This is a genomic window from Enterobacter sp. BNK-14 (assembly GCF_047456095.1).
GTDB lineage: Bacteria > Pseudomonadota > Gammaproteobacteria > Enterobacterales > Enterobacteriaceae > Enterobacter > Enterobacter kobei.
In genome coordinates, this window is the sequence record NZ_CP179897.1 from 3318747 (window position 1) to 3337371 (window position 18625).

The 18625-nt window shown below is 57.6% G+C and carries 16 protein-coding genes and 1 pseudogene; 7 read left to right on the forward strand and 10 right to left on the reverse strand.

All coding sequences use genetic code 11. The features are described from left to right. Positions 1–106: 106 nt before the first annotated feature. Both ACMGGM_RS15790 and ACMGGM_RS15795 read left to right on the forward strand, forming a co-directional pair. Positions 107–1264: a DDE-type integrase/transposase/recombinase gene (locus tag ACMGGM_RS15790; RefSeq protein ID WP_045282386.1), complete on the forward strand. Its 1158-nt coding sequence runs from the start codon at positions 107–109 to the stop codon at positions 1262–1264. A gap of 190 nt (positions 1265–1454) precedes the next feature. Continuing rightward, positions 1455–3839, forward strand: a complete 2385-nt coding sequence (locus tag ACMGGM_RS15795; protein WP_414149029.1) for a beta-N-acetylhexosaminidase — start codon at positions 1455–1457, stop codon at positions 3837–3839. Between the two features lie 62 nt (positions 3840–3901). On the opposite strand, the gene gbpA is transcribed toward ACMGGM_RS15795, so the two are convergent. The 5 genes from gbpA to ACMGGM_RS15820 form a co-directional block, all read right to left on the reverse strand. Then, positions 3902–5353 carry an N-acetylglucosamine-binding protein GbpA gene (gene gbpA / locus ACMGGM_RS15800; RefSeq protein WP_414149030.1) on the reverse strand — a complete coding sequence of 484 codons (1452 nt, stop codon included), beginning with the start codon at positions 5351–5353 and terminating at the stop codon, positions 3902–3904. Between the two features lie 133 nt (positions 5354–5486). Beyond that, positions 5487–5873, reverse strand: a complete 387-nt coding sequence (gene ridA, locus ACMGGM_RS15805; protein ID WP_014882305.1) for a 2-iminobutanoate/2-iminopropanoate deaminase — start codon at positions 5871–5873, stop codon at positions 5487–5489. 74 nt (positions 5874–5947) lie between these two features. Continuing rightward, positions 5948–6409: an aspartate carbamoyltransferase regulatory subunit gene (pyrI, locus tag ACMGGM_RS15810; protein ID WP_014882306.1), complete on the reverse strand. Its 462-nt coding sequence runs from the start codon at positions 6407–6409 to the stop codon at positions 5948–5950. A gap of 12 nt (positions 6410–6421) precedes the next feature. Then, entirely contained in the window at positions 6422–7354 is a 933-nt protein-coding gene (pyrB, locus tag ACMGGM_RS15815) for an aspartate carbamoyltransferase (protein WP_014882307.1), read from the reverse strand. 34 nt (positions 7355–7388) lie between these two features. Beyond that, a complete protein-coding gene (locus ACMGGM_RS15820; protein ID WP_022646880.1) occupies positions 7389–7493 on the reverse strand; it encodes a pyrBI operon leader peptide in 105 nt (34 codons plus the stop codon). On the opposite strand from ACMGGM_RS15820, the pseudogene ACMGGM_RS15825 reads away from it, so the two are divergent. Then, positions 7473–7590: pseudogene (locus ACMGGM_RS15825) on the forward strand (hypothetical protein). The gene ACMGGM_RS15820 and the pseudogene ACMGGM_RS15825 sit on opposite strands and share 21 nt — an antisense overlap. Before the next feature lie 3 nt (positions 7591–7593). On the opposite strand, the gene ACMGGM_RS15830 reads toward ACMGGM_RS15825, so the two are convergent. The 5 genes from ACMGGM_RS15830 to arcA all read right to left on the reverse strand — a co-directional run bounded on the left by ACMGGM_RS15830 (position 7594) and on the right by arcA (position 12778). Beyond that, complete coding sequence (locus ACMGGM_RS15830) at positions 7594–8073, reverse strand: arginine repressor (protein WP_014882308.1); 480 nt, start codon at positions 8071–8073, stop codon at positions 7594–7596. 80 nt (positions 8074–8153) lie between these two features. Continuing rightward, positions 8154–9557 carry a YfcC family protein gene (locus tag ACMGGM_RS15835; protein WP_045134401.1) on the reverse strand — a complete coding sequence of 468 codons (1404 nt, stop codon included), beginning with the start codon at positions 9555–9557 and terminating at the stop codon, positions 8154–8156. Positions 9558–9604: 47 nt separating this feature from the next. Beyond that, entirely contained in the window at positions 9605–10609 is a 1005-nt protein-coding gene (gene argF / locus ACMGGM_RS15840) for an ornithine carbamoyltransferase (protein ID WP_023310201.1), read from the reverse strand. 26 nt (positions 10610–10635) lie between these two features. Next, complete coding sequence (arcC, locus tag ACMGGM_RS15845; RefSeq protein WP_096217509.1) at positions 10636–11547, reverse strand: carbamate kinase; 912 nt, start codon at positions 11545–11547, stop codon at positions 10636–10638. 10 nt (positions 11548–11557) lie between these two features. Continuing rightward, a complete protein-coding gene (gene arcA, locus ACMGGM_RS15850; protein ID WP_014882312.1) occupies positions 11558–12778 on the reverse strand; it encodes an arginine deiminase in 1221 nt (406 codons plus the stop codon). Between the two features lie 675 nt (positions 12779–13453). Here arcA and ACMGGM_RS15855 point away from each other — a divergent pair. The 4 genes from ACMGGM_RS15855 to ACMGGM_RS15870 all read left to right on the forward strand — a co-directional run bounded on the left by ACMGGM_RS15855 (position 13454) and on the right by ACMGGM_RS15870 (position 18625). Then, the gene (locus tag ACMGGM_RS15855; protein WP_248073376.1) at positions 13454–13906 is read left to right on the forward strand and encodes a YhcH/YjgK/YiaL family protein; all 453 of its coding nucleotides are present in this window, start codon (positions 13454–13456) and stop codon (positions 13904–13906) included. Between the two features lie 221 nt (positions 13907–14127). Then, on the forward strand, positions 14128–15036 hold the full coding sequence (gene yagE / locus ACMGGM_RS15860; protein WP_014882314.1) for a 2-keto-3-deoxygluconate aldolase: 909 nt from the start codon (positions 14128–14130) through the stop codon (positions 15034–15036). 14 nt (positions 15037–15050) lie between these two features. Next, on the forward strand, positions 15051–17018 hold the full coding sequence (yagF, locus tag ACMGGM_RS15865) for a xylonate dehydratase YagF (RefSeq protein ID WP_014882315.1): 1968 nt from the start codon (positions 15051–15053) through the stop codon (positions 17016–17018). 224 nt (positions 17019–17242) lie between these two features. Further along, positions 17243–18625 carry an MFS transporter gene (locus ACMGGM_RS15870; protein WP_414149031.1) on the forward strand — a complete coding sequence of 461 codons (1383 nt, stop codon included), beginning with the start codon at positions 17243–17245 and terminating at the stop codon, positions 18623–18625.

Below are 18625 nucleotides of genomic sequence, written 5' to 3' on the forward strand. Positions count from 1 at the left end.
GTCACGTAGGCCCGGTAAGCGCAGGGTATGAACCGGAAACATGGGTAACACTTTAGACCGGATACATGGGTAACAGTTATAACTGGCATAGAAGAGGAGACTCGCTATGCCCTGGACTGAGACCCGACCTATGCAACGCCTTGATTTTATCCGTGCCTGCCATGCAGGTACGGACTCCTTCTCCGCGCTTTGCCGTCTTTTTGGCATCAGCCGTAAAACCGGCTATAAATGGCTTCAGCGTTTTGACCCTTCTGACCTGTCATCTCTCTCGGACCGGTCGCGTGCGCCACGCTCCCACTCCCGGACGGTTCCTGATGATATCGCCGGACACCTGACTGCCCTGCGTCAAAAACACCCTGACTGGGGGCCAAAAAAACTGCGGATGTGGTTGCTCAATCATCACGTCGATTTTACCGTACCTGCCGCCAGCACTATCGGCGATATCCTCAAGCGCGAAGGCCTGGTTCCGGATAAAAAACGAAAACGCAGAACACCAGGCAATCGCCAGCCCCTGACCATCATCAGTGAGAACAATCAGGTCTGGAGCGCTGATTTTAAAGGCAAGTTCAGGCTGCTCAGCAGAGAGTACTGCCATCCTTTCACCCTGACCGATAATCACAGCCGGTATCTGCTCAGCTGCCGGGGAACACACCGTGAGAGTGAACCCTTTGTCAGAGAGTGCCTGACGGATGCGTTCCTGGAATATGGTCTGCCGGAAGTGCTTAGAACCGATAACGGCCAGCCCTTCGCGGGAACAGGAATAGCCGGATTAAGTCGTCTTGCCGTCTGGCTAATCAAGCTGGGCATCAGGCCGGAGCGTATCAGAAAGGGGCATCCGGAAGAAAATGGCCGCCATGAGCGAATGCACCGCTCCCTGAAAAGTGCGGTGAAACAGGGCAACACCTTCATGACGATGGAAGAACAACAGCGGTGGTTCAGTGACTACCGGAAAGAATTTAACTACGAAAGGCCGCATGAAGCACTGGCGGGAGCAACGCCCGGAACGGTATGGCAACCCTCAAACCGACACTGGGATGGCCGTGTTCCTGAATATGCTTATCCGGAAGGAGGTACAGTCTACAGGGTGAAATCGAGGGGGACCCTCTATATGGGAAAAAAGGGTACGGTGTTCCTGAGTGAAGCACTGACTGGGGAGTACATCATGCTGGAAGAACAAGATGATGGCCTTGAGGCCATCATCTTTAATGGGATAACGCTTGCGTACTACGACCGAAAAACCCAGAGTGTGCTCCGGATAGACTAAAAGTGTTACCTATGTTCCCGGTCTGATCTGTCACCTATGTATCCGGTCATACAGAAGCGCCACCGGGCAATAGCTTTCTTCCCAAATTCAACAACCTGTGATCGCCGTCGGCGCATTCGCTTGACGACAATTTGTACGCATGTTAACAGAATGTTTTGCCTTTATTTGGCCCGTCAGATATGGAACATTCATGTTACGGTACAGTCTCTTAACCGCCGGGCTGCTGCTCGGCGCCTCTGCCTTTGCCGCCCCGGCAGGGGATCTCCCGTTAATGCCCTGGCCTGCGAAGGTGGAACGCCCGACCACGCAGGGCGCACTGGTGCTCACCAGCCAACTTTCCGTGACCGTCAGCGGCGACGATCTCGGCGACGCGGTCAACCGCCTGCGTCAGCGTATCGCCCTGCAAACCGGCTGGACGCTACAGCCGCAGGCTGAGCAACCGGACAAACCGACCATTCGCATCGCCATCGCCAAAAAGGTGAAGCAACAGCCGCTGCCGGACAGCGATGAAAGCTATAAGCTAACGGTGGATGCCAACGGTGTGAACATCTCCGCCAACACCCGCTTCGGCGCGCTGCGGGCGATGGAAACGCTGCTTCAGCTGGTGCAAAACGGCGCGGAAAACACGTCGCTGCCGTGGGTGACCATTGAAGACGCGCCGCGCTTCCCGTGGCGAGGGCTGCTGCTCGACTCGGCGCGCCATTTCATTCCCGTCGCGGATATCAAACGCCAGATTGACGGCATGGCGGCCGCAAAGCTTAACGTCCTGCACTGGCACTTAACCGACGATCAGGGCTGGCGCTTCAGCTCGAAGCGTTACCCGAAGCTGACGCAGCTTGCCAGCGACGGGCTGTTCTATACCCCTGAGCAGATGCGCGAGATTGTTCGCTATGCCACCGAGCGCGGCATCCGCGTGGTGCCGGAGATCGACATGCCGGGCCACGCCTCGGCGATTGCTGTAGCCTACCCGGAGCTGATGAGCGCGCCGGGGCCCTACAAAATGGAGCGCAACTGGGGCGTGCTGAAGCCGGTGCTTGATCCGACCAAAGAGGCCACATACGCCTTTGCTGACGCGATGGTCAGCGAACTGGCAGCGATCTTCCCGGATCCGTATCTGCACATCGGCGGGGATGAGGTGGACGACAGCCAGTGGAAAGCGAATCCTGCCATTCAGCAGTTTATGCGTGACCACACGCTGGCGGACAGCCACGCGCTGCAGGCCTATTTCAACCGCAAGCTGGAGACGCTCCTCGAGAAACATCATCGGCAGATGGTCGGCTGGGATGAGATCTATCACCCTGACTTACCGAAAAGCATTCTGATCCAGTCCTGGCAGGGGCAGGACGCGCTGGGTAAGGTGGCGCAAACCGGCTACAAGGGCATTCTTTCGACCGGTTTCTACCTCGATCAACCCCAGTCCACCGCCTATCACTACCGCAATGAAATCGTTCCCCAGGGGCTGAATGGCGTGGACGTGATAGCAGACACCGACAGCGCCCAGAGCTGGGCCTTCTCCATGCCGCGTCTGAAAGGCAAGCCGGTCGAGGGGAGTTTTACCCTGGTGAAAGGGGACGCCGGCTGGCGCGGTTTTATTGATTTTGCCGGGAAATCCCGCCGCGCGGTGCAGGATATTGCATGGCGCGACGACAATCAGGTGACGTTTACCGTTGACACCTGGATGGGTGAAACGCGCCCGGTCGTCTCGGTCGATAACGACAAGCTCACCGGTTACTTCCTGGTGGGCAATACCCGCTATCCGATTAGCTGTACCCGTCTGGACGAGGTGCCGAAAGGGATCCCACCGGTAGTGCCGGACGTGGCGAATCAGGCTAATTTGCTCGGCGGAGAAGCCGCGCTGTGGGCGGAAAACGTGGTCGCACCGGTGCTGGATATCCGCCTGTGGCCGCGGACGTTTGCGGTGGCGGAGCGGTTATGGTCCGCGCAGGACGTCAATGATGTCGACAACATGTATACCCGCCTGCAGGCGATGGACAGCTGGACGACGGTGTCGGTTGGCCTGCAGCAGCATACCCAGCAGCAGGTGCAATTCACGCGGCTCGCGAATAATGCCGACACGTTGCCGCTGCAAATCCTCGCGCAGGCGCTTGAACCGGCCCAGTATTACACCCGTCAGCACCTCAAGTTCCAGGCGGGAAACTATCACCAGTTTGAGCCGCTTAACCGCCTCGCGGATGCGCTGAATGCGGAAAGCATCACCGTGCGTCAGATGAACAAATGGGCGGACCGTCTGGTGAGCGATGCGGAAGACACGGAAAGCGCCGACGCGCTGCGCCACGTCTTTAATCGCTGGCAGAGCAACACCAGCGACGCGCTGGCGCTGAGCGAAAACAGCTATCAGCTGAAGGCGATTAAACCGGTGATCCTGGAGGTGGATAAGCTTGCCGCAATTGGCCTGAGGCTGACGGATCTGGTGGCGCGACAGGGCACGCTGGATGACAAAGAGATCGCCTCGATTCAACGCGAGCTGGATAACGCGGCGAAGGTGCAGGACGAAGTGGTGATTGCGGTGGTGTATCCGCTGGAGACGTTATTGCGCGCCACGCGGAATCAGTAGAAAAGAATCCTGACCCCGCCCTCTCCCAAAGGGAGAGGGTTAGGGTGAGGGAATCAAACCACTCAGTTCTTCAACACCCACGCCTCTTTCCAGTCTGAACCCACGCCGGGCTCGAACTGGGTAGAGGTCGAACTGTACTGCTTGCAGTACCCACTGTACGGGAATGGCTTGCACTCGTAGGTCTTACCGTCTTTGGGCTGCAACACCACGGTGCCCGCCTTATAAGAGGCAAGGTTATCCGGGAAGATAAAATCAGATTTACCGGTATCGCCGGAGGTTGCTTCACCTTCGAGCATCATATCCAGCACGTCCTGCGCGAACAGGGTGCCGGCTTTATTGGTAGCGTAGTATTTCAGCATGTGGTGCCCTGGCGTGACGTTTGTCAGGTTCATGGTCACATCCTGGTTGCTGTTATTCATATCCTGCTTCAGATAACCTTTTTCCGCTCCGGGATGGTTCAATACGTGTGCTTCAAGGTTCACGTCACCCTGCGTATTGACGTGGAATGTCACCGTCGCGGCACCGTGAGTCACTTTGCTGTAATGCAGGTCAGTCACAGCAATGGATTCATTAACCACTGCTTTTTGCTCTTCATAAGAGATAGCCACTGACTTCAGCGTACTGTCTTCTTTTACGAAGACGCTGTTTGCGCCGTGAACCGGGCTAACGTCTCCGCTTTCATCCTTCACGCCGACGCGCACGTCGTGATGAGCGCTGTTAATTTTTTGCGCAAGATCGTAGGCCCACTGGTTGGCATCTCCCTGTTGAGCCGAGGCGATAGTCAGCTCGGTCGCCATGGAGGCAATTTCGCCGTTGGCATCGAAGAAGCGAGCAATCACTTTATCGCCCACGTTGAGGTTGTTACCTGCAACCTGGCCGCTCAGCGTTTTGCTCCAGACGGAGGCGGCGGCCGGGGTTTCATCCGGCGTGACGTTGCCGCCGTTACCGAAGTCCACGTCGATGGCCTGATAGAAACTGTTGGGCGTATCGGCAATTTCCCACACGCCGTAAATCACCTGATAACCGGTACGTTCCGGCACGTTACAGTTCATCGACTGGGTCATTGCGGGCGCCTGGCCGTTGCCGTTTACCGTACAAAACGGCGTTAAGTCGAACTGGTCGCGGGTCAGCGGCTTATTCGGGTTCCAGTTTTGTTTGGTGATGTAATAGCGCCAGTTGGTGGTTTTGTGCGGCGCGGTGTGGTGCCAGACAAACTGATGTACCCCGGCGGTCATCGGCGTTTTGATCCAGGCATTCTGGCTTTGCTTATCAAGCTGCGAGTAGTTGGCAATCCCGGCGCTGGCGAGTTCGCCATCCGGCGGCAGGCTCCCTGACGGGAAACCGGAGGCACGTTCTACGCTCTGGGGTTCATATTCCACCAGACCGCAGTCAATATTTTGTCCCTGTTTACACATATAAGCGCGGCTGGCAGGGGATTCGATATAGCCATGTGCCAGCGCAGAAGAGGCTACCGTAAGAGTGGCCATAGCCAACGCAATTCTGGAGATTTTCATTTTTGTCCGAAGCGGGAATTTATAAAGGTGTGCGAGTGTATTTATTCCCGAACCGCGTCGTCATCGTATTACGAAGGTAAAAATAGCCAAATAAAAAAGGCAGCCGAAGCTGCCCTGGTTTGCCTGAAATTGATTAGCGGCGCACGGCGATCGCTTCGATTTCAATTTTCACGTCTTTTGGCAGACGCGCCACTTCAACGCAGGAGCGCGCCGGGAAGGTCGCGTTGTGTTCGGTAAAGAATGCTTCGTAAGTGGCGTTAACGGTCGCGAAATCGTTCAGATCTTTCACGAACACGGTCGTTTTCACGATGTCGCCCACTTTCAGACCGGCAGATTCAACGATAGCCTGCACGTTTTCCAGCGACTGACGCGCCTGTGCCGCTACGTCGGCTGGCACTTCACCGGTTTTTGGGTTCACCGGGATCTGGCCCGAGGTGATGATCATGCTGCCCAGATCAACGCCCTGAACGTACGGGCCGATAGCCGCGGGTGCATTTTCCGTCGCGAGTACTTTGGTCATGATTTCTCCAGAATAACAGCTGATTAAATGTTCCCGGCCATTATAGGGAGGCCGGGATCCTTTACCAACCTCAATTAGTTGGCCAGCACCACATAATGAGAAAACTCTTTTTCGCAGTATTTGCATTTGAGTGCGATGTCATCAGCGCGTTTTTTCACTGCAAAACTGGATGAAACCGGCTCAGCATGACTGATGCAGTTGCTGTTCGGACAGACCAGCACGCTCTCAATGCGATCCGGCAGGCCAGGATGGGATTTGCCGACCACTTCATACTCGTCGATGCGGTTGACGGTGGCATCCGGTGCGTACAGCGACAGCTGGTTGACCTGCTCGTCGGTCAGGAAGGTATTCTCGATTTTGATCAAGTCCTTGCGGCCCATCTCGCCCGACGGCAGGTTCAGGCCAATGGTGATGCGCTGATCGGTTTCGGTCAGTTTGAACAGCGTCAGCAGCTTAAAGCCCACCTGCGCAGGGATGTGGTCAATCACGGTGCCACGTTTGATGGCTTCAACCTGGAGTTTGTTATCGTGTGTCATGGTCGTCTCCCCTTACAGAGCTAAGTCGCGATTCAGAACCAGTGCCAGTAACGCCTGGCGGGCGAAGATACCGTTCCCGGCCTGCTGGAAGTACCAGGCGTGCGGCGTTTTATCCACGTCTGTGGTGATCTCATCGATGCGCGGCAGCGGGTGCAGCACCTTCATGTTGTCGCGCGCGCCGTCGAGGTCGCTGGCGCGCAGCACAAACTGCGCCTTCACGTTGGCGTACTCGGAAGGATCCAGACGCTCTTTCTGCACGCGGGTCATGTAGAGAATATCCACGTGGCTCATCACCTCTTCGATGCTGGCGTGCAGGCTCCACGCAATGCCTTTTTCGTCCAGCATATCGAGAATGTACTGCGGCATCGCCAGCGCGTCTGGGGCGATGAAGAAGAAGCGGTTGCCGTTAAATTTCGCCAGCGCCTGGGTCAGGGAGTGGACGGTGCGGCCATATTTCAGGTCGCCGACCATGGCGATGTTCAGGTTCTCCAGCGTGCCCTGCGTCTCCTGAATGGTGAACAGATCCAGCAGGGTCTGCGTCGGATGCTGGTTAGCACCGTCCCCGGCGTTCAGTACCGGGATGCCGCCGGAAAACTCGGTCGCCAGGCGCGCCGCGCCCTCCTGCGGGTGGCGCATCACAATCGCGTCTACGTAGGTGCTGATCACTGAAATGGTATCCGCCAGGGTCTCGCCTTTTTTACCCAGCGACGTGTTGCTGCTGTCTGAGAAGCCCACCACGCTCGCGCCCAGGCGGTGCATGGAGGTTTCAAAGGAGAGGCGGGTGCGGGTCGAGGCTTCAAAGAAGCAGCTCGCAATCACCTTGTGCTTCAGCAGCTCCGGTTGCGGATTGGCCTTCAGTTTTGCCGCGGTTTCCAGAACCAGTTCCAGCTCTTCGCGGCTGAGGTCGTTTATGGAAATGATGTGTTTTTGATAAAGCGGATTCATGTTTATCTCCTGACGCCGGGCAAAAAAAAGCCCCTCAAATGAGGGGCTCTGGGAATAGATTAAGCAACGGGAAGAAAAACGGCAGGCCAGCGTCTGATTTCAGACGCGGTAAGACGTTATGTCGTACACGCTTGACCATGCTTCCTCCCGGCAAATTGTCGGGCATTATACGCAGCTCGCTTTGCGGATCAAGCGATTTAATGCACGCTTTACTCAATGCAAACGGTTCTTTATGAATATTAATGCGTTCTGAGTAAATAATTAATTTGCTTATGCACCAGCGCGGTGCGCTTCACCACCCGAGGGGCGACCCAGACGATACTGCTTCCGGCCACCACGCCTAAAATTTCCGGTAACTGGTGATAATCCAGGATACGCGCCACCGCGCGGCCATATCCGGCAACGGTATGGATAAGGATAAATTCGCTATTGTGCTCAACGCTCACCACCATTTCGGACACGGTGCGCGCGGCATCAGGAGCCGGGCGCAGCTGGGGATTCAGCGAATAAATCTTTAGCCCTTTGGCATTTCGAATTTTTATGACTCCGAGCAACTTCAGCAGACGTGAAACGGTGGACTGGCTGATGGTCTCAAAACCCCGCTCCTGTAAGTCGCGGCGGATCTCCTCCTGAGAGAGATAGCCCTTTTCCGCGATCAGACGCTGGCAGACCGTTAGCTGTAGTTGCTCTTTGGGAGAGTACTCTTCGTAATCCATCATAGTTCCCATATCAGTTCCCGAAATAACCGGTGACACCGCACCGATCCACAGGCCGGATAAGCGCAGCGCCATCCGGCAAATTACAACAACGCCCCCAGACTTAACGCCACCATAATCACCACCGTTAAAATCCCCAGCAGCGGCGCGACCCATTTCAGATAGCGCACGTAAGGCACGCGGGCGATAGCCAGCCCGCCCATTACGACGGCAGAGGTGGGAGTGATCAGGTTAACGATACCGGACGCCGACTGGTAAGCCGTAACCACCAGGTCGCGGTTGACGTTAGCGAAATCGGCAAGAGGCGCCATGATCGGCATCGTCAGAACGGCCAGGCCGGACGAAGAAGGCACAAGAAACGACAGCACCACCTCCAGCCAGTACATCACGTTGATGAACGCCACCGTCGATAAGCCGGTAACCATTCCCTCGGCGCTGTGCAAAATGGTGTGGGTAATCATGCCCTTATCCATGATTACTACGATACCGCGCGCGATACCGATAATCAGCGCGACGCCCAGCAAATCTCGCGCGCCGTTGATAAAGGTTGAGGTCAGTTCCTCTTCGCTCATGCGGGCGATCAGGCCGACGATTATTGCACTGGCGAGAAACACCGCTGAGATCTCCGCCATCCACCAGCCGAGCACCGCCACGCCGTAGATCATGACCGCGAAGGCAAGGGCGAAAATCACCAGGATGATTTTGCGCACCGGGGTGAATTCCAGCGACTGTTCGCCCTTGTTGCCGAGGAAGTGGGCGAGGTTCTCCTCCTGTTTGTCCGCCACGATGGAGAGAGAAGGATCCTTGCGCACTTTACGGGCATAGCGCATCACCCACGCCACGCAGATGATCCACCCGATGACCAGCAGCGCGACGCGCAGGGCGATACCGTTGGTGAAGGGGATCCCGGCGGCGTTGGCGGCGATCACTGTCGCGAACGGGTTAATGGTGGAGCCAAGCGTGCCGATCCCGGCGCCGAGCAGCACGGTGGAGGCGGCTACCACCGGGTCGAAACGTGCGGCCAGCATCACCGGAACCAGCAGGGTATAGAACGGCAGGGACTCTTCGGCCATGCCGTAAATGGTGCCGCCTGCGGCAAACAGCGCCATCAGGATCGGGATCATCCACTCTTCGCGACCGCGCAACCGGGTGGTGACGCGTTCGATCCCGGCGTCAATGGCCCCGGTTTTGGTGACGATCCCGAGGAATCCCCCGATGATCAGTATAAACAGCGCAACGTCGATCGCCCCGGCCTGGCCGGACTCGGGATCGTACAACCCGGCAATCGGGGCCATCAGCACGGAAACCAGCCCCTGCGGATGGGCCGCTACGTGTGCATAGGTTCCGGCAACCGGCACGTCCTTGCCGAGCGCCTCGTTCATGGCCATGTGATACTGCCCGGCCGGAACAATCCACGTCAGGACGGCAACGACGGCAATCAGAAAAAAGAGAATGGTGTATGCGGAGGGAAATTTGAACTTGCCCATGATGTTCTCCTGAAACCCGGCGCACCCCGCGGCGCGCCGGGCGGTGATTAGTCGCCGAGTGTCGCCACCATGACCGCTTTAATGGTATGCATGCGGTTTTCTGCTTCATCAAAGACGATAGAGTTCGGGGATTCGAAGACCTCTTCCGTCACCTCCAGCCCTTTCAGGCCATAGGCCATTTCGATTTCGCGGCCCACTTTGGTGTGCTCGTTGTGAAACGCCGGCAGGCAGTGCATGAACTTGACGTTCGGGTTGCCGGTGGCTTTCATGACGTCCGCGTTGATTTGATACGGCTTCATCAGGCTGACGCGTTCGGCCCACGCCTCTTTCGGCTCGCCCATGGAGACCCACACGTCGGTGTAGAGGAAATCCGTCCCGCGCACGCCTTCTTCCACGTCATCGGTCAAAGTGATGCGCGCGCCCGTTTCTTTCGCGATGGCACGGCACTGCTCAACCAGACCCGCTTCCGGCCAGAAGGATTTCGGTGCCACCAGGCGGATGTCCATCCCCATTTTGGCCGCGCCGACCATCAGGGAGTTGCCCATGTTGTTGCGTGCGTCGCCGAGATAAGCAAAGCTCAGCTCCGGCAGGGTTTTGCCCGGGGCGTGCTCCAGCATGGTCATCAGATCGGCGAGGATCTGCGTCGGATGGAATTCGTCGGTCAGGCCGTTCCACACCGGTACGCCCGCGTATTCACCCAGCTCTTCAACAATCGCCTGGCCATAGCCGCGGTATTCGATACCGTCATACATACGCCCCAACACGCGGGCGGTGTCTTTCATTGACTCTTTATGGCCGATCTGCGACCCGCTTGGGCCGAGGTAGGTCACCTGCGCACCCTGGTCAAACGCGCCCACTTCGAAGGCGCAGCGGGTGCGGGTGGAGGTTTTTTCAAAGATCAGGGCGATGTTTTTGCCGACCAGGGTTTGCTTTTCGCGTCCGGCTTTTTTGGCCGCTTTCAGCTCGATGGCGAGGTCGATCAGGTACTGGATCTCCGCCGGGGTGTAGTCCAGCAGTTTCAGGAAGTTGCGGTTTTTCAGGTTGATGGTCATATGGGAAATCCTTTTTAAATGTATGTTCAGTTACGAATCAACGTGCCTTTCTCGCCCGCCAGAATCTCTGCCCCATCGGCCAGCGCGCCGATCCCGGCAATGCCGTTGCAGGCTTCAACAAACTCGCGGCAGGCGGCCACTTTCGGCCCCATCGATCCGGCGTCAAACTGCATGTCTCTGAGCAGTTCTGGCGTCACCTGCGCCAGCGGGCGCTGGGTCGGTTTTCCCCAGTCGAGGTACACCGCGTCGGCATCGGTGAGGATCAGCAGGGCGTCGGCCTCAATCTGGCGCGCCAGCAGGGCGGCGGAGAGGTCTTTGTCGATCACCGCCTCAATGCCGTGATAGCCGTTGGCGTTTTCCACCACCGGCACGCCGCCGCCGCCGTTGCAGATCACCAGGTGGTCGCGCTGGATCAGCGCCGTGATGGCGTCGCTCTCGACGATGCGTTTCGGCTGCGGTGACGGCACCACGCGACGGAAGTAGCTGCCGTCGGCCTTAAACACCCAGCCTTTTTCCGCGGCCAGCGTTTTTGCCTGGGCTTCGCTGTACACCGGGCCGATGTATTTGGTCGGGTTGCTGAACGCCGGGTCGGCGGCGTCCACTTCCACTTGCGTAAGCAGGACGCTCACCTCACGCTGCGGCAGGTTGTTTTTCAGCGCCTGCTGGAGCATGTAGCCGATCATCCCCTGGCTTTCGGCACCAAGAACGTCCAGTGGGTAAGGGGTCACTTTGTCGTAGGCGCTGTTCTGCAGCGCCAGCAGCCCGACCTGTGGACCGTTGCCGTGGACCAGCACCACGCGCCACTGCGCCGTGAGCCCGGCGATGGTGCGGGCGGCCTGCTCAATGTTCTGGCGCTGGATCTCTGCTTCCAGCGGCTCGCCGCGCTTCAGCAGCGCGTTGCCGCCAAGGGCCACAACCAGAGTGGGTTTTCGTTCCATGATGGCTCCTTTAAATTCCGTCGCGTTCCAGTGGGCAGCTCATGCAGCGTGCGCCGCCGCGGCCGCGTCCCAGCTCATCGCCCGGGATGGGCAGCACGGTGATGCCGGCTTTGTCGTACTTCTCGTTAGTCCAGACGTTACGCTCGTAGCCAATCACCACGCCGGGACGGATGGTCAGAACGTTGTTGGCGTCGTTCCACTGTTCGCGTTCGGCTTCAAAGGCGTCGCCGCCGGTGGTGATCAGGCGCACCTGATTAATGCCGAGCGCTTTCTCGATGGCGTGCAGCAGGTCGGTTTCCTGGGTACGTTGCAGACCGCCGCGCCCGTCCGGGGTGAGCGTCCAGCACTGGGCGTCTTTGCGCACTACTTCCGGGTAGACGGAGAAAGTGTCCACGTCGATGTGGGTCATCACGGTGTCGAGGTGCATGCAGGAGCGATGTTTTGGCAGTTCAACGGCGATCACGCGCTCGGCCTGGCGGTGTTTGAACAGGCTGTTGGCGAGGAACTCCACGCCCTGCGGCGTCGTGCGTTCGGACATGCCGATCAATACCGCCCCGCGACCAATCACTAATACGTCGCCGCCTTCCAGGGTAGCGTGGTCGTAATTAATATTTTCGTCGCCGAAATACTTAATAAAATCGCCGTCGGCAAATGCCGGATGCCAGCGATATATTGCCCGAAGGTTATTGGTTTCACGCTGACGGGCGGGTTTAGCCATCGGGTTAATGGACACGCCGTTATAAATCCAGCAGGAAGTGTCGCGGGTAAATAAATGGTTCGGCAGAGGCTTCATAATAAAGTCATTGGCCGTGTGGGTATCTACCACCATATTTTTGATGGCCGCCGGAATTTCGCCGTAGGTTAATCCGCCGCTTAATCTGCGCGCCAGTTCACGGTGCGGCATGTCCGCCAGCCAGCCGCGCACGTCGCCCGCAAAGGTAGGCCCGAGGCGATAGTCCGAGATTTGCGTCTCCAGCAGCCAGGCTTTCGCTTCTGTAATATCAAGCGTTTGTGTCAGGAGGTCGGTTAACAGCAGGACTTCCACACCCTGCTCGCGCAGCGTGTTTGCGAAGATATCATGCTCTTCACCCGCCCGTTCAACCGAGAGCACATCATCGAAAAGCAGTTCCTGACAATTCGATGGCGTTAAACGTTTCAGACTTAAATTTGGGCGGTGCAGCATAACGCTACGCAATTGACCAATTTCAGAACCGACGTAATGCTTTTCCATAATTATTCCTTTAACTGTTTTTCAGAATAAAAAGGGCATGCGCCATGTGATGTGTTTAATTTCATGGCGGCTAAGCTCAATTGATTTCGTGGTTCATACTAGGCGGTTAAATAATCATTATTGTGATGCAGTTCACGCGAAAATGGATATTAAGGTGTTTGTTTTCATTTGCATGATTCGCATCAGATAATGATTAATTTCATATTATTGGCACGTGAATAGCTAAGCAGCATTCGGTGGCAATATTTGTATTTGTTATTATTTTGTAGAATTTAATGTTTCGAAATAATTAGTTATATCATTGATTTTAAAAGTTAAAATTTAGTGGCGGGAATAGCTATGCAATAATGGCAGTTAACTATTTTTGACTTAAGGAAAATCCATAAATAATTATGAGTTTATAAAGGAAATTTTTAAAGTGATAAAATGTGATACGGCAGCAGGTTTTGTGATTTACGCTTTCGTTTCAGGAGGTTATGTTGGCGCTATCGCGCGCGCGAAATGAGGTTATGCATAACCGCTGCATAATTGCCTGTGTGTGATTAACAGTGAATTAACACCTTTCCCGATAAACATGCGCTCGCGCAAAGGTCACAGAAAAAGGGCTGGTATGGCAGCGCGAACTCTCGTATAAAAGACAAAAATGAAACGTTGTTTTACATTGAGGGTTTTCTCATGATCATCGGCAACATTCACCATCTCCAGCCCTGGCTGCCTGTCGAGCTGCGCCAGGCCATTGAGTATATAAAGCGCCACGTCACCGACGCCACGCCGCCCGGCAAGCATGATATCGATGGCAACACTCTCTTTTATCTGGTCTCGGAAGACATGACTCAGCCGTTTGCTGAACGCCGCGCCGAGTTTCATGCGCGCTATCTGGACATCCAGATCGTGATGAAGGGTCAGGAAGGGATGACCTTCAGCACCCTGCCGCACGGTACGCCGGATACCGACTGGCTGGCGGACAAAGACATCGCGTTCCTGCCGGAAGGCGAGCAGGAGAAAACCGTGGTGCTTAGCGAAGGGGATTTTGTGGTGTTCTGGCCTGGCGAAGTCCATAAGCCGCTGTGCGCGGTGGGGGCGCCTGCCAGGGTGCGAAAAGTCGTGGTGAAAATGCTGATTGAATAACTCCATTAACCCCGGCAGGGAGTAAAAGTCCCCTCTCCCTGTGGGAGAGGGTTAGGGTGAGGGCAACAGACCGCACCCTTTAATCTGTGATCCAGCTTAAATTTCCCGCACTCCCTCCTCATCTCCCATTTACCTGCGCTTTTTCTGCGTCATAGTATGATCGTTAAATTAATGAACGCTGTTCTATAATGTAGAACAAAATGATTCAGCAAGGAGATCTCATGCCGCAGCCTGTGTTGTTTACGGGAATCATTCCCCCTGTCTCCACCATTTTTACCGCCGATGGCCAGCTCGATAAGCAGGGCACCGCCGCGCTGATCGACGATCTGATCGCCGCAGGCGTTGATGGCCTGTTCTTCCTCGGCAGCGGCGGCGAATTCTCCCAGCTCAACGCCGAAGAGCGTAAAACCATTGCCCGCTTTGCTATCGATCATGTCGATCGTCGCGTGCCGGTTCTGATCGGCACCGGCGGCACCAACGCCCGGGAAACCATTGAACTGAGCCAGCACGCGCAGCAGGCGGGCGCGGACGGCATCGTGGTCATCAACCCCTACTACTGGAAAGTGTCGGAAGCGAACCTGATTCGCTATTTCGAACAGGTGGCCGACAGCGTCACGCTGCCGGTGATGCTCTATAACTTCCCGGCGCTGACCGGGCAGGATCTCACGCCAGCGCTGGTGAAAACCCTCGCCGACTCGCGCAGCAACATCGTAGGCATTAAAGACACCATCGACTCCGTCGCCCATCTGCGCAGCATGATCCACACCGTCAAAGCGGCCCACCCACACTTCACCGTGCTGTGTGGCTACGACGATCATCTGTTCAATACCCTGCTGCTCGGCGGCGACGGGGCGATCTCGGCGAGCGGCAACTTTGCGCCGCAGGTGTCGGTAAATCTTCTGAAAGCCTGGCGCGATAAGGACGTGGCGAAAGCGGCTGAGTATCATCAGACCTTGCTGCAAATCCCGCAGCTGTATCAGCTGGATACGCCGTTCGTGAACGTCATTAAAGAGGCGATTGTACTTTGCGGTCGCCCGATCTCCACGCACGTGCTGCCGCCCGCTTCACCGCTGGACGAGCCGCGCAAGGCGCAGCTGAAATCCCTGCTGCAACAGCTCAAGCTCTGCTGAGCCGGAAGATAACCATGACCATCGAGAAAATTTTCACCCCACAGGACGATGCGTTTTACGCGGTGATCACCCACGCGGCGGGGCCGCAGGGCGCGCTGCCGCTGACCCCGCAGATGCTGATGGAATCCCCCAGCGGCAACCTGTTCGGCATGACGCAAAACGCCGGGATGGGCTGGGACGCCAACAGGCTGACCGGCAAAGAGGTGCTGATCATCGGTACCCAGGGCGGCATCCGCGCCGGGGACGGACGCCCGGTTGCGCTGGGCTACCACACCGGGCACTGGGAAATTGGCATGCAGATGCAGGCGGCAGCGAAGGAGATCACCCGCAACGGTGGGATCCCGTTCGCGGCCTTCGTCAGCGACCCGTGCGACGGGCGCTCTCAGGGCACGCACGGCATGTTCGACTCCCTGCCGTACCGCAACGACGCGGCGATCGTGTTTCGTCGTCTGATCCGCTCCCTGCCGACGCGCCGGGCGGTAATCGGCGTGGCAACCTGCGATAAAGGGCTGCCTGCGACCATGATCGCGCTGGCCGCCATGCACGATCTGCCGACCATTCTGGTGCCGGGCGGCGCGACGCTGCCGCCGACCGTGGGTGAAGACGCGGGCAAAGTGCAAACCATCGGCGCGCGCTTTGCCAACCACGAGCTGTCGTTACAGGAGGCCGCCGAGCTGGGCTGTCGCGCCTGCGCGTCGCCGGGCGGCGGGTGTCAGTTTCTCGGCACGGCGGGCACCTCTCAGGTGGTCGCGGAAGCGCTGGGTCTGGCACTGCCGCACTCCGCGCTGGCACCGTCCGGGCAGGCGGTGTGGCTGGAGATCGCCCGCCAGTCGGCGCGCGCGGTCAGCGAGCTGGATAACCGCGGCATCACCACGCGCGATATCCTCACCGATAAGGCCATCGAAAACGCCATGGTGCTCCACGCGGCGTTCGGTGGTTCCACCAATTTACTGCTGCACATACCGGCCATCGCCCACGCGGCGGGCTGCACCCTTCCTGACGTCGCGCACTGGACGCGCATCAACCGTAAAGTTCCGCGCCTGGTGAGCGTCCTGCCCAACGGTCCGGACTATCATCCGACCGTGCGCGCGTTCCTGGCAGGCGGCGTGCCGGAGGTGATGCTCCACCTGCGCGATCTCGGCCTGCTGCATCTGGATGCCATGACCGTGACCGGCCAGACGGTGGGCGAGAACCTCGACTGGTGGCAGGCCTCGGAACGTCGGGCGCGCTTCCGTCAGTGCCTGCGCGAGCAGGACGGCGTCGATCCGGATGACGTGATCCTGCCGCCGGAGAAGGCAAAGGCGAAAGGGCTGACCTCAACGGTCTGCTTCCCGACGGGCAACATTGCGCCGGAAGGATCGGTGATCAAGGCCACGGCGATCGACCCGTCGGTGGTCGGTGACGATGGCGTTTACCGCCACACCGGCCGGGCGCGGGTGTTTGTCTCAGAAGCGCAGGCGATTAAGGCCATCAAGCGGGAAGAGATTCAGCAGGGCGATATCATGGTGGTGATCGGCGGCGGACCGTCCGGCACCGGCATGGAAGAGACCTACCAGCTCACCTCCGCGCTGAAGCATATCTCGTGGGGCAAAACGGTGTCGCTGATTACCGATGCGCGCTTCTCGGGCGTGTCGACGGGCGCCTGCTTCGGGCACGTGTCGCCGGAGGCGCTGGCGGGCGGGCCGATCGGCAAATTGCGCGATAACGACATCATTGAGATTGCCGTGGATCGTATGACCCTGACGGGCAGCGTGAACTTTATCGGCACGGCGGACACCCCGCTGACGCCGGAAGAGGGCGCGCGCGAGCTGGCACGGCGGCAGACGCATCCGGACCTGCACGCCCACGACTTTTTGCCGGACGATACGCGGCTATGGGCAGCATTGCAGTCGGTGAGCGGCGGCACCTGGAAAGGCTGTATTTATGACACCGATAAAATTATTGAGGTAATTAACGCCGGTAAAAAAGCGCTCGGCATTTAATTATTTCCAGGAAAAAACGTCTGCGGAAAATATTCCGCGGACGGCTTTCCCGTTTCTGTAATTTATTAATTTAAACAATCAGTTGCGATATATCGTTGGCGTCACAAAAGCAAAATAACATAATTCAGAAATAAGATATGACCATTGCTGGTTAATTGAACAGCTCATTACACTCCATTAACACGATGTTGTTATTCAGCACACGACATAAGGGTGTAAATCTGATGACGCAATTAACCATGAAAGACAAAATTGGCTACGGGCTGGGTGACACCGCCTGCGGCTTCGTCTGGCAGGCCACGATGTTTCTGCTGGCCTATTTCTATACCGACGTCTTCGGCCTGTCGGCGGGCATTATGGGCACGCTGTTTTTGGTCTCCCGCGTGCTCGACGCCGTCACCGACCCGCTGATGGGGCTGCTGGTTGACCGCACCCGCACGCGGCACGGCCAGTTCCGCCCGTTCCTGCTGTGGGGCGCGATCCCGTTCGGCATCGTCTGCGTACTGACCTTCTACACGCCGGACTTCTCGGCGCAGGGCAAAATCATCTACGCCTGCGTGACCTACATTCTCCTGACCCTGGTCTACACCTTCGTTAACGTGCCGTACTGCGCCATGCCGGGCGTCATCACCGCTGACCCGAAAGAGCGTCACGCCCTGCAATCCTGGCGTTTCTTCCTGGCGGCGGCGGGGTCGCTCGCCATCAGCGGCATTGCCCTGCCGCTGGTGAGCATCATCGGCAAAGGGGACGAGCAGGTGGGCTATTTCGGCGCCATGTGCGTGCTGGGGCTGAGCGGCGTGGTGCTGCTCTACGTCTGCTTCTTTACCACCAAAGAGCGTTACACCTTTGAGGTGCAGCCGGGCTCGTCGGTGGCAAAAGATCTCAGGCTGCTGTTCGGCAACGGCCAGTGGCGCATTATGTGTGCCTTTAAGATGATGGCGACCTGTTCCAACGTGGTGCGCGGCGGGGCGACCCTCTACTTCGTCAAATACGTGATGGATCACCCGGAGCTGGCGACCCAGTTTTTACTCTATGGCAGCCTCGCCACCATGTTCGGCTCGCTCTGCTCCTCCCGCCTGCTGGGCCGCTTTGACCGCGTCACCGCCTTCAAGTGGATCATCGTCGCCTACTCGCTGATCAGCCTGCTGATTTTCGTCACCCCGGCGGAGCATATCGCCCTGATTTTCGCCCTCAACATCCTGTTCCTGTTCGTCTTTAACACCACCACGCCGCTCCAGTGGCTCATGGCCTCTGACGTGGTGGATTACGAGGAGAGCCGCAGCGGGCGCCGCCTCGACGGGCTGGTGTTCTCCACCTACCTGTTCAGCCTGAAGATTGGCCTGGCGATTGGCGGGGCGGTAGTGGGCTGGATCCTGGCGTACGTGAACTACTCCGCCAGCAGCAGCGTGCAGCCGGTTGAGGTGCTGACCACCATCAAAATTCTGTTCTGCGTGGTGCCGGTAGTGCTCTACGCGGGCATGTTCATCATGCTGTCATTCTATAAGCTCACCGACGCCCGCGTGGAGGCCATCAGCCAGCAGCTGATCAAGCACCGCGCGGCCCAGGGTGAAGCCGTTCCCGACGCCGCGACAGCCGCATTCCATTAA

Bases quoted from the DNA above. Each gene is read 5' to 3' on its own strand.
- ACMGGM_RS15790 (WP_045282386.1), top strand. From the start codon at position 107: ATGCCCTGGACTGAGACCCGACCTATGCAACGCCTTGATTTTATCCGT.
- ACMGGM_RS15795 (WP_414149029.1), top strand. From the start codon at position 1,455: ATGTTACGGTACAGTCTCTTAACCGCCGGGCTGCTGCTCGGCGCCTCT.
- gbpA (WP_414149030.1), bottom strand. From the start codon at position 5,353: ATGAAAATCTCCAGAATTGCGTTGGCTATGGCCACTCTTACGGTAGCC.
- ridA (WP_014882305.1), bottom strand. From the start codon at position 5,873: ATGACCAAAGTACTCGCGACGGAAAATGCACCCGCGGCTATCGGCCCG.
- pyrI (WP_014882306.1), bottom strand. From the start codon at position 6,409: ATGACACACGATAACAAACTCCAGGTTGAAGCCATCAAACGTGGCACC.
- pyrB (WP_014882307.1), bottom strand. From the start codon at position 7,354: ATGAATCCGCTTTATCAAAAACACATCATTTCCATAAACGACCTCAGC.
- ACMGGM_RS15820 (WP_022646880.1), bottom strand. From the start codon at position 7,493: ATGGTCAAGCGTGTACGACATAACGTCTTACCGCGTCTGAAATCAGAC.
- ACMGGM_RS15830 (WP_014882308.1), bottom strand. From the start codon at position 8,073: ATGATGGATTACGAAGAGTACTCTCCCAAAGAGCAACTACAGCTAACG.
- ACMGGM_RS15835 (WP_045134401.1), bottom strand. From the start codon at position 9,557: ATGGGCAAGTTCAAATTTCCCTCCGCATACACCATTCTCTTTTTTCTG.
- argF (WP_023310201.1), bottom strand. From the start codon at position 10,609: ATGACCATCAACCTGAAAAACCGCAACTTCCTGAAACTGCTGGACTAC.
- arcC (WP_096217509.1), bottom strand. From the start codon at position 11,547: ATGGAACGAAAACCCACTCTGGTTGTGGCCCTTGGCGGCAACGCGCTG.
- arcA (WP_014882312.1), bottom strand. From the start codon at position 12,778: ATGGAAAAGCATTACGTCGGTTCTGAAATTGGTCAATTGCGTAGCGTT.
- ACMGGM_RS15855 (WP_248073376.1), top strand. From the start codon at position 13,454: ATGATCATCGGCAACATTCACCATCTCCAGCCCTGGCTGCCTGTCGAG.
- yagE (WP_014882314.1), top strand. From the start codon at position 14,128: ATGCCGCAGCCTGTGTTGTTTACGGGAATCATTCCCCCTGTCTCCACC.
- yagF (WP_014882315.1), top strand. From the start codon at position 15,051: ATGACCATCGAGAAAATTTTCACCCCACAGGACGATGCGTTTTACGCG.
- ACMGGM_RS15870 (WP_414149031.1), top strand. From the start codon at position 17,243: ATGACGCAATTAACCATGAAAGACAAAATTGGCTACGGGCTGGGTGAC.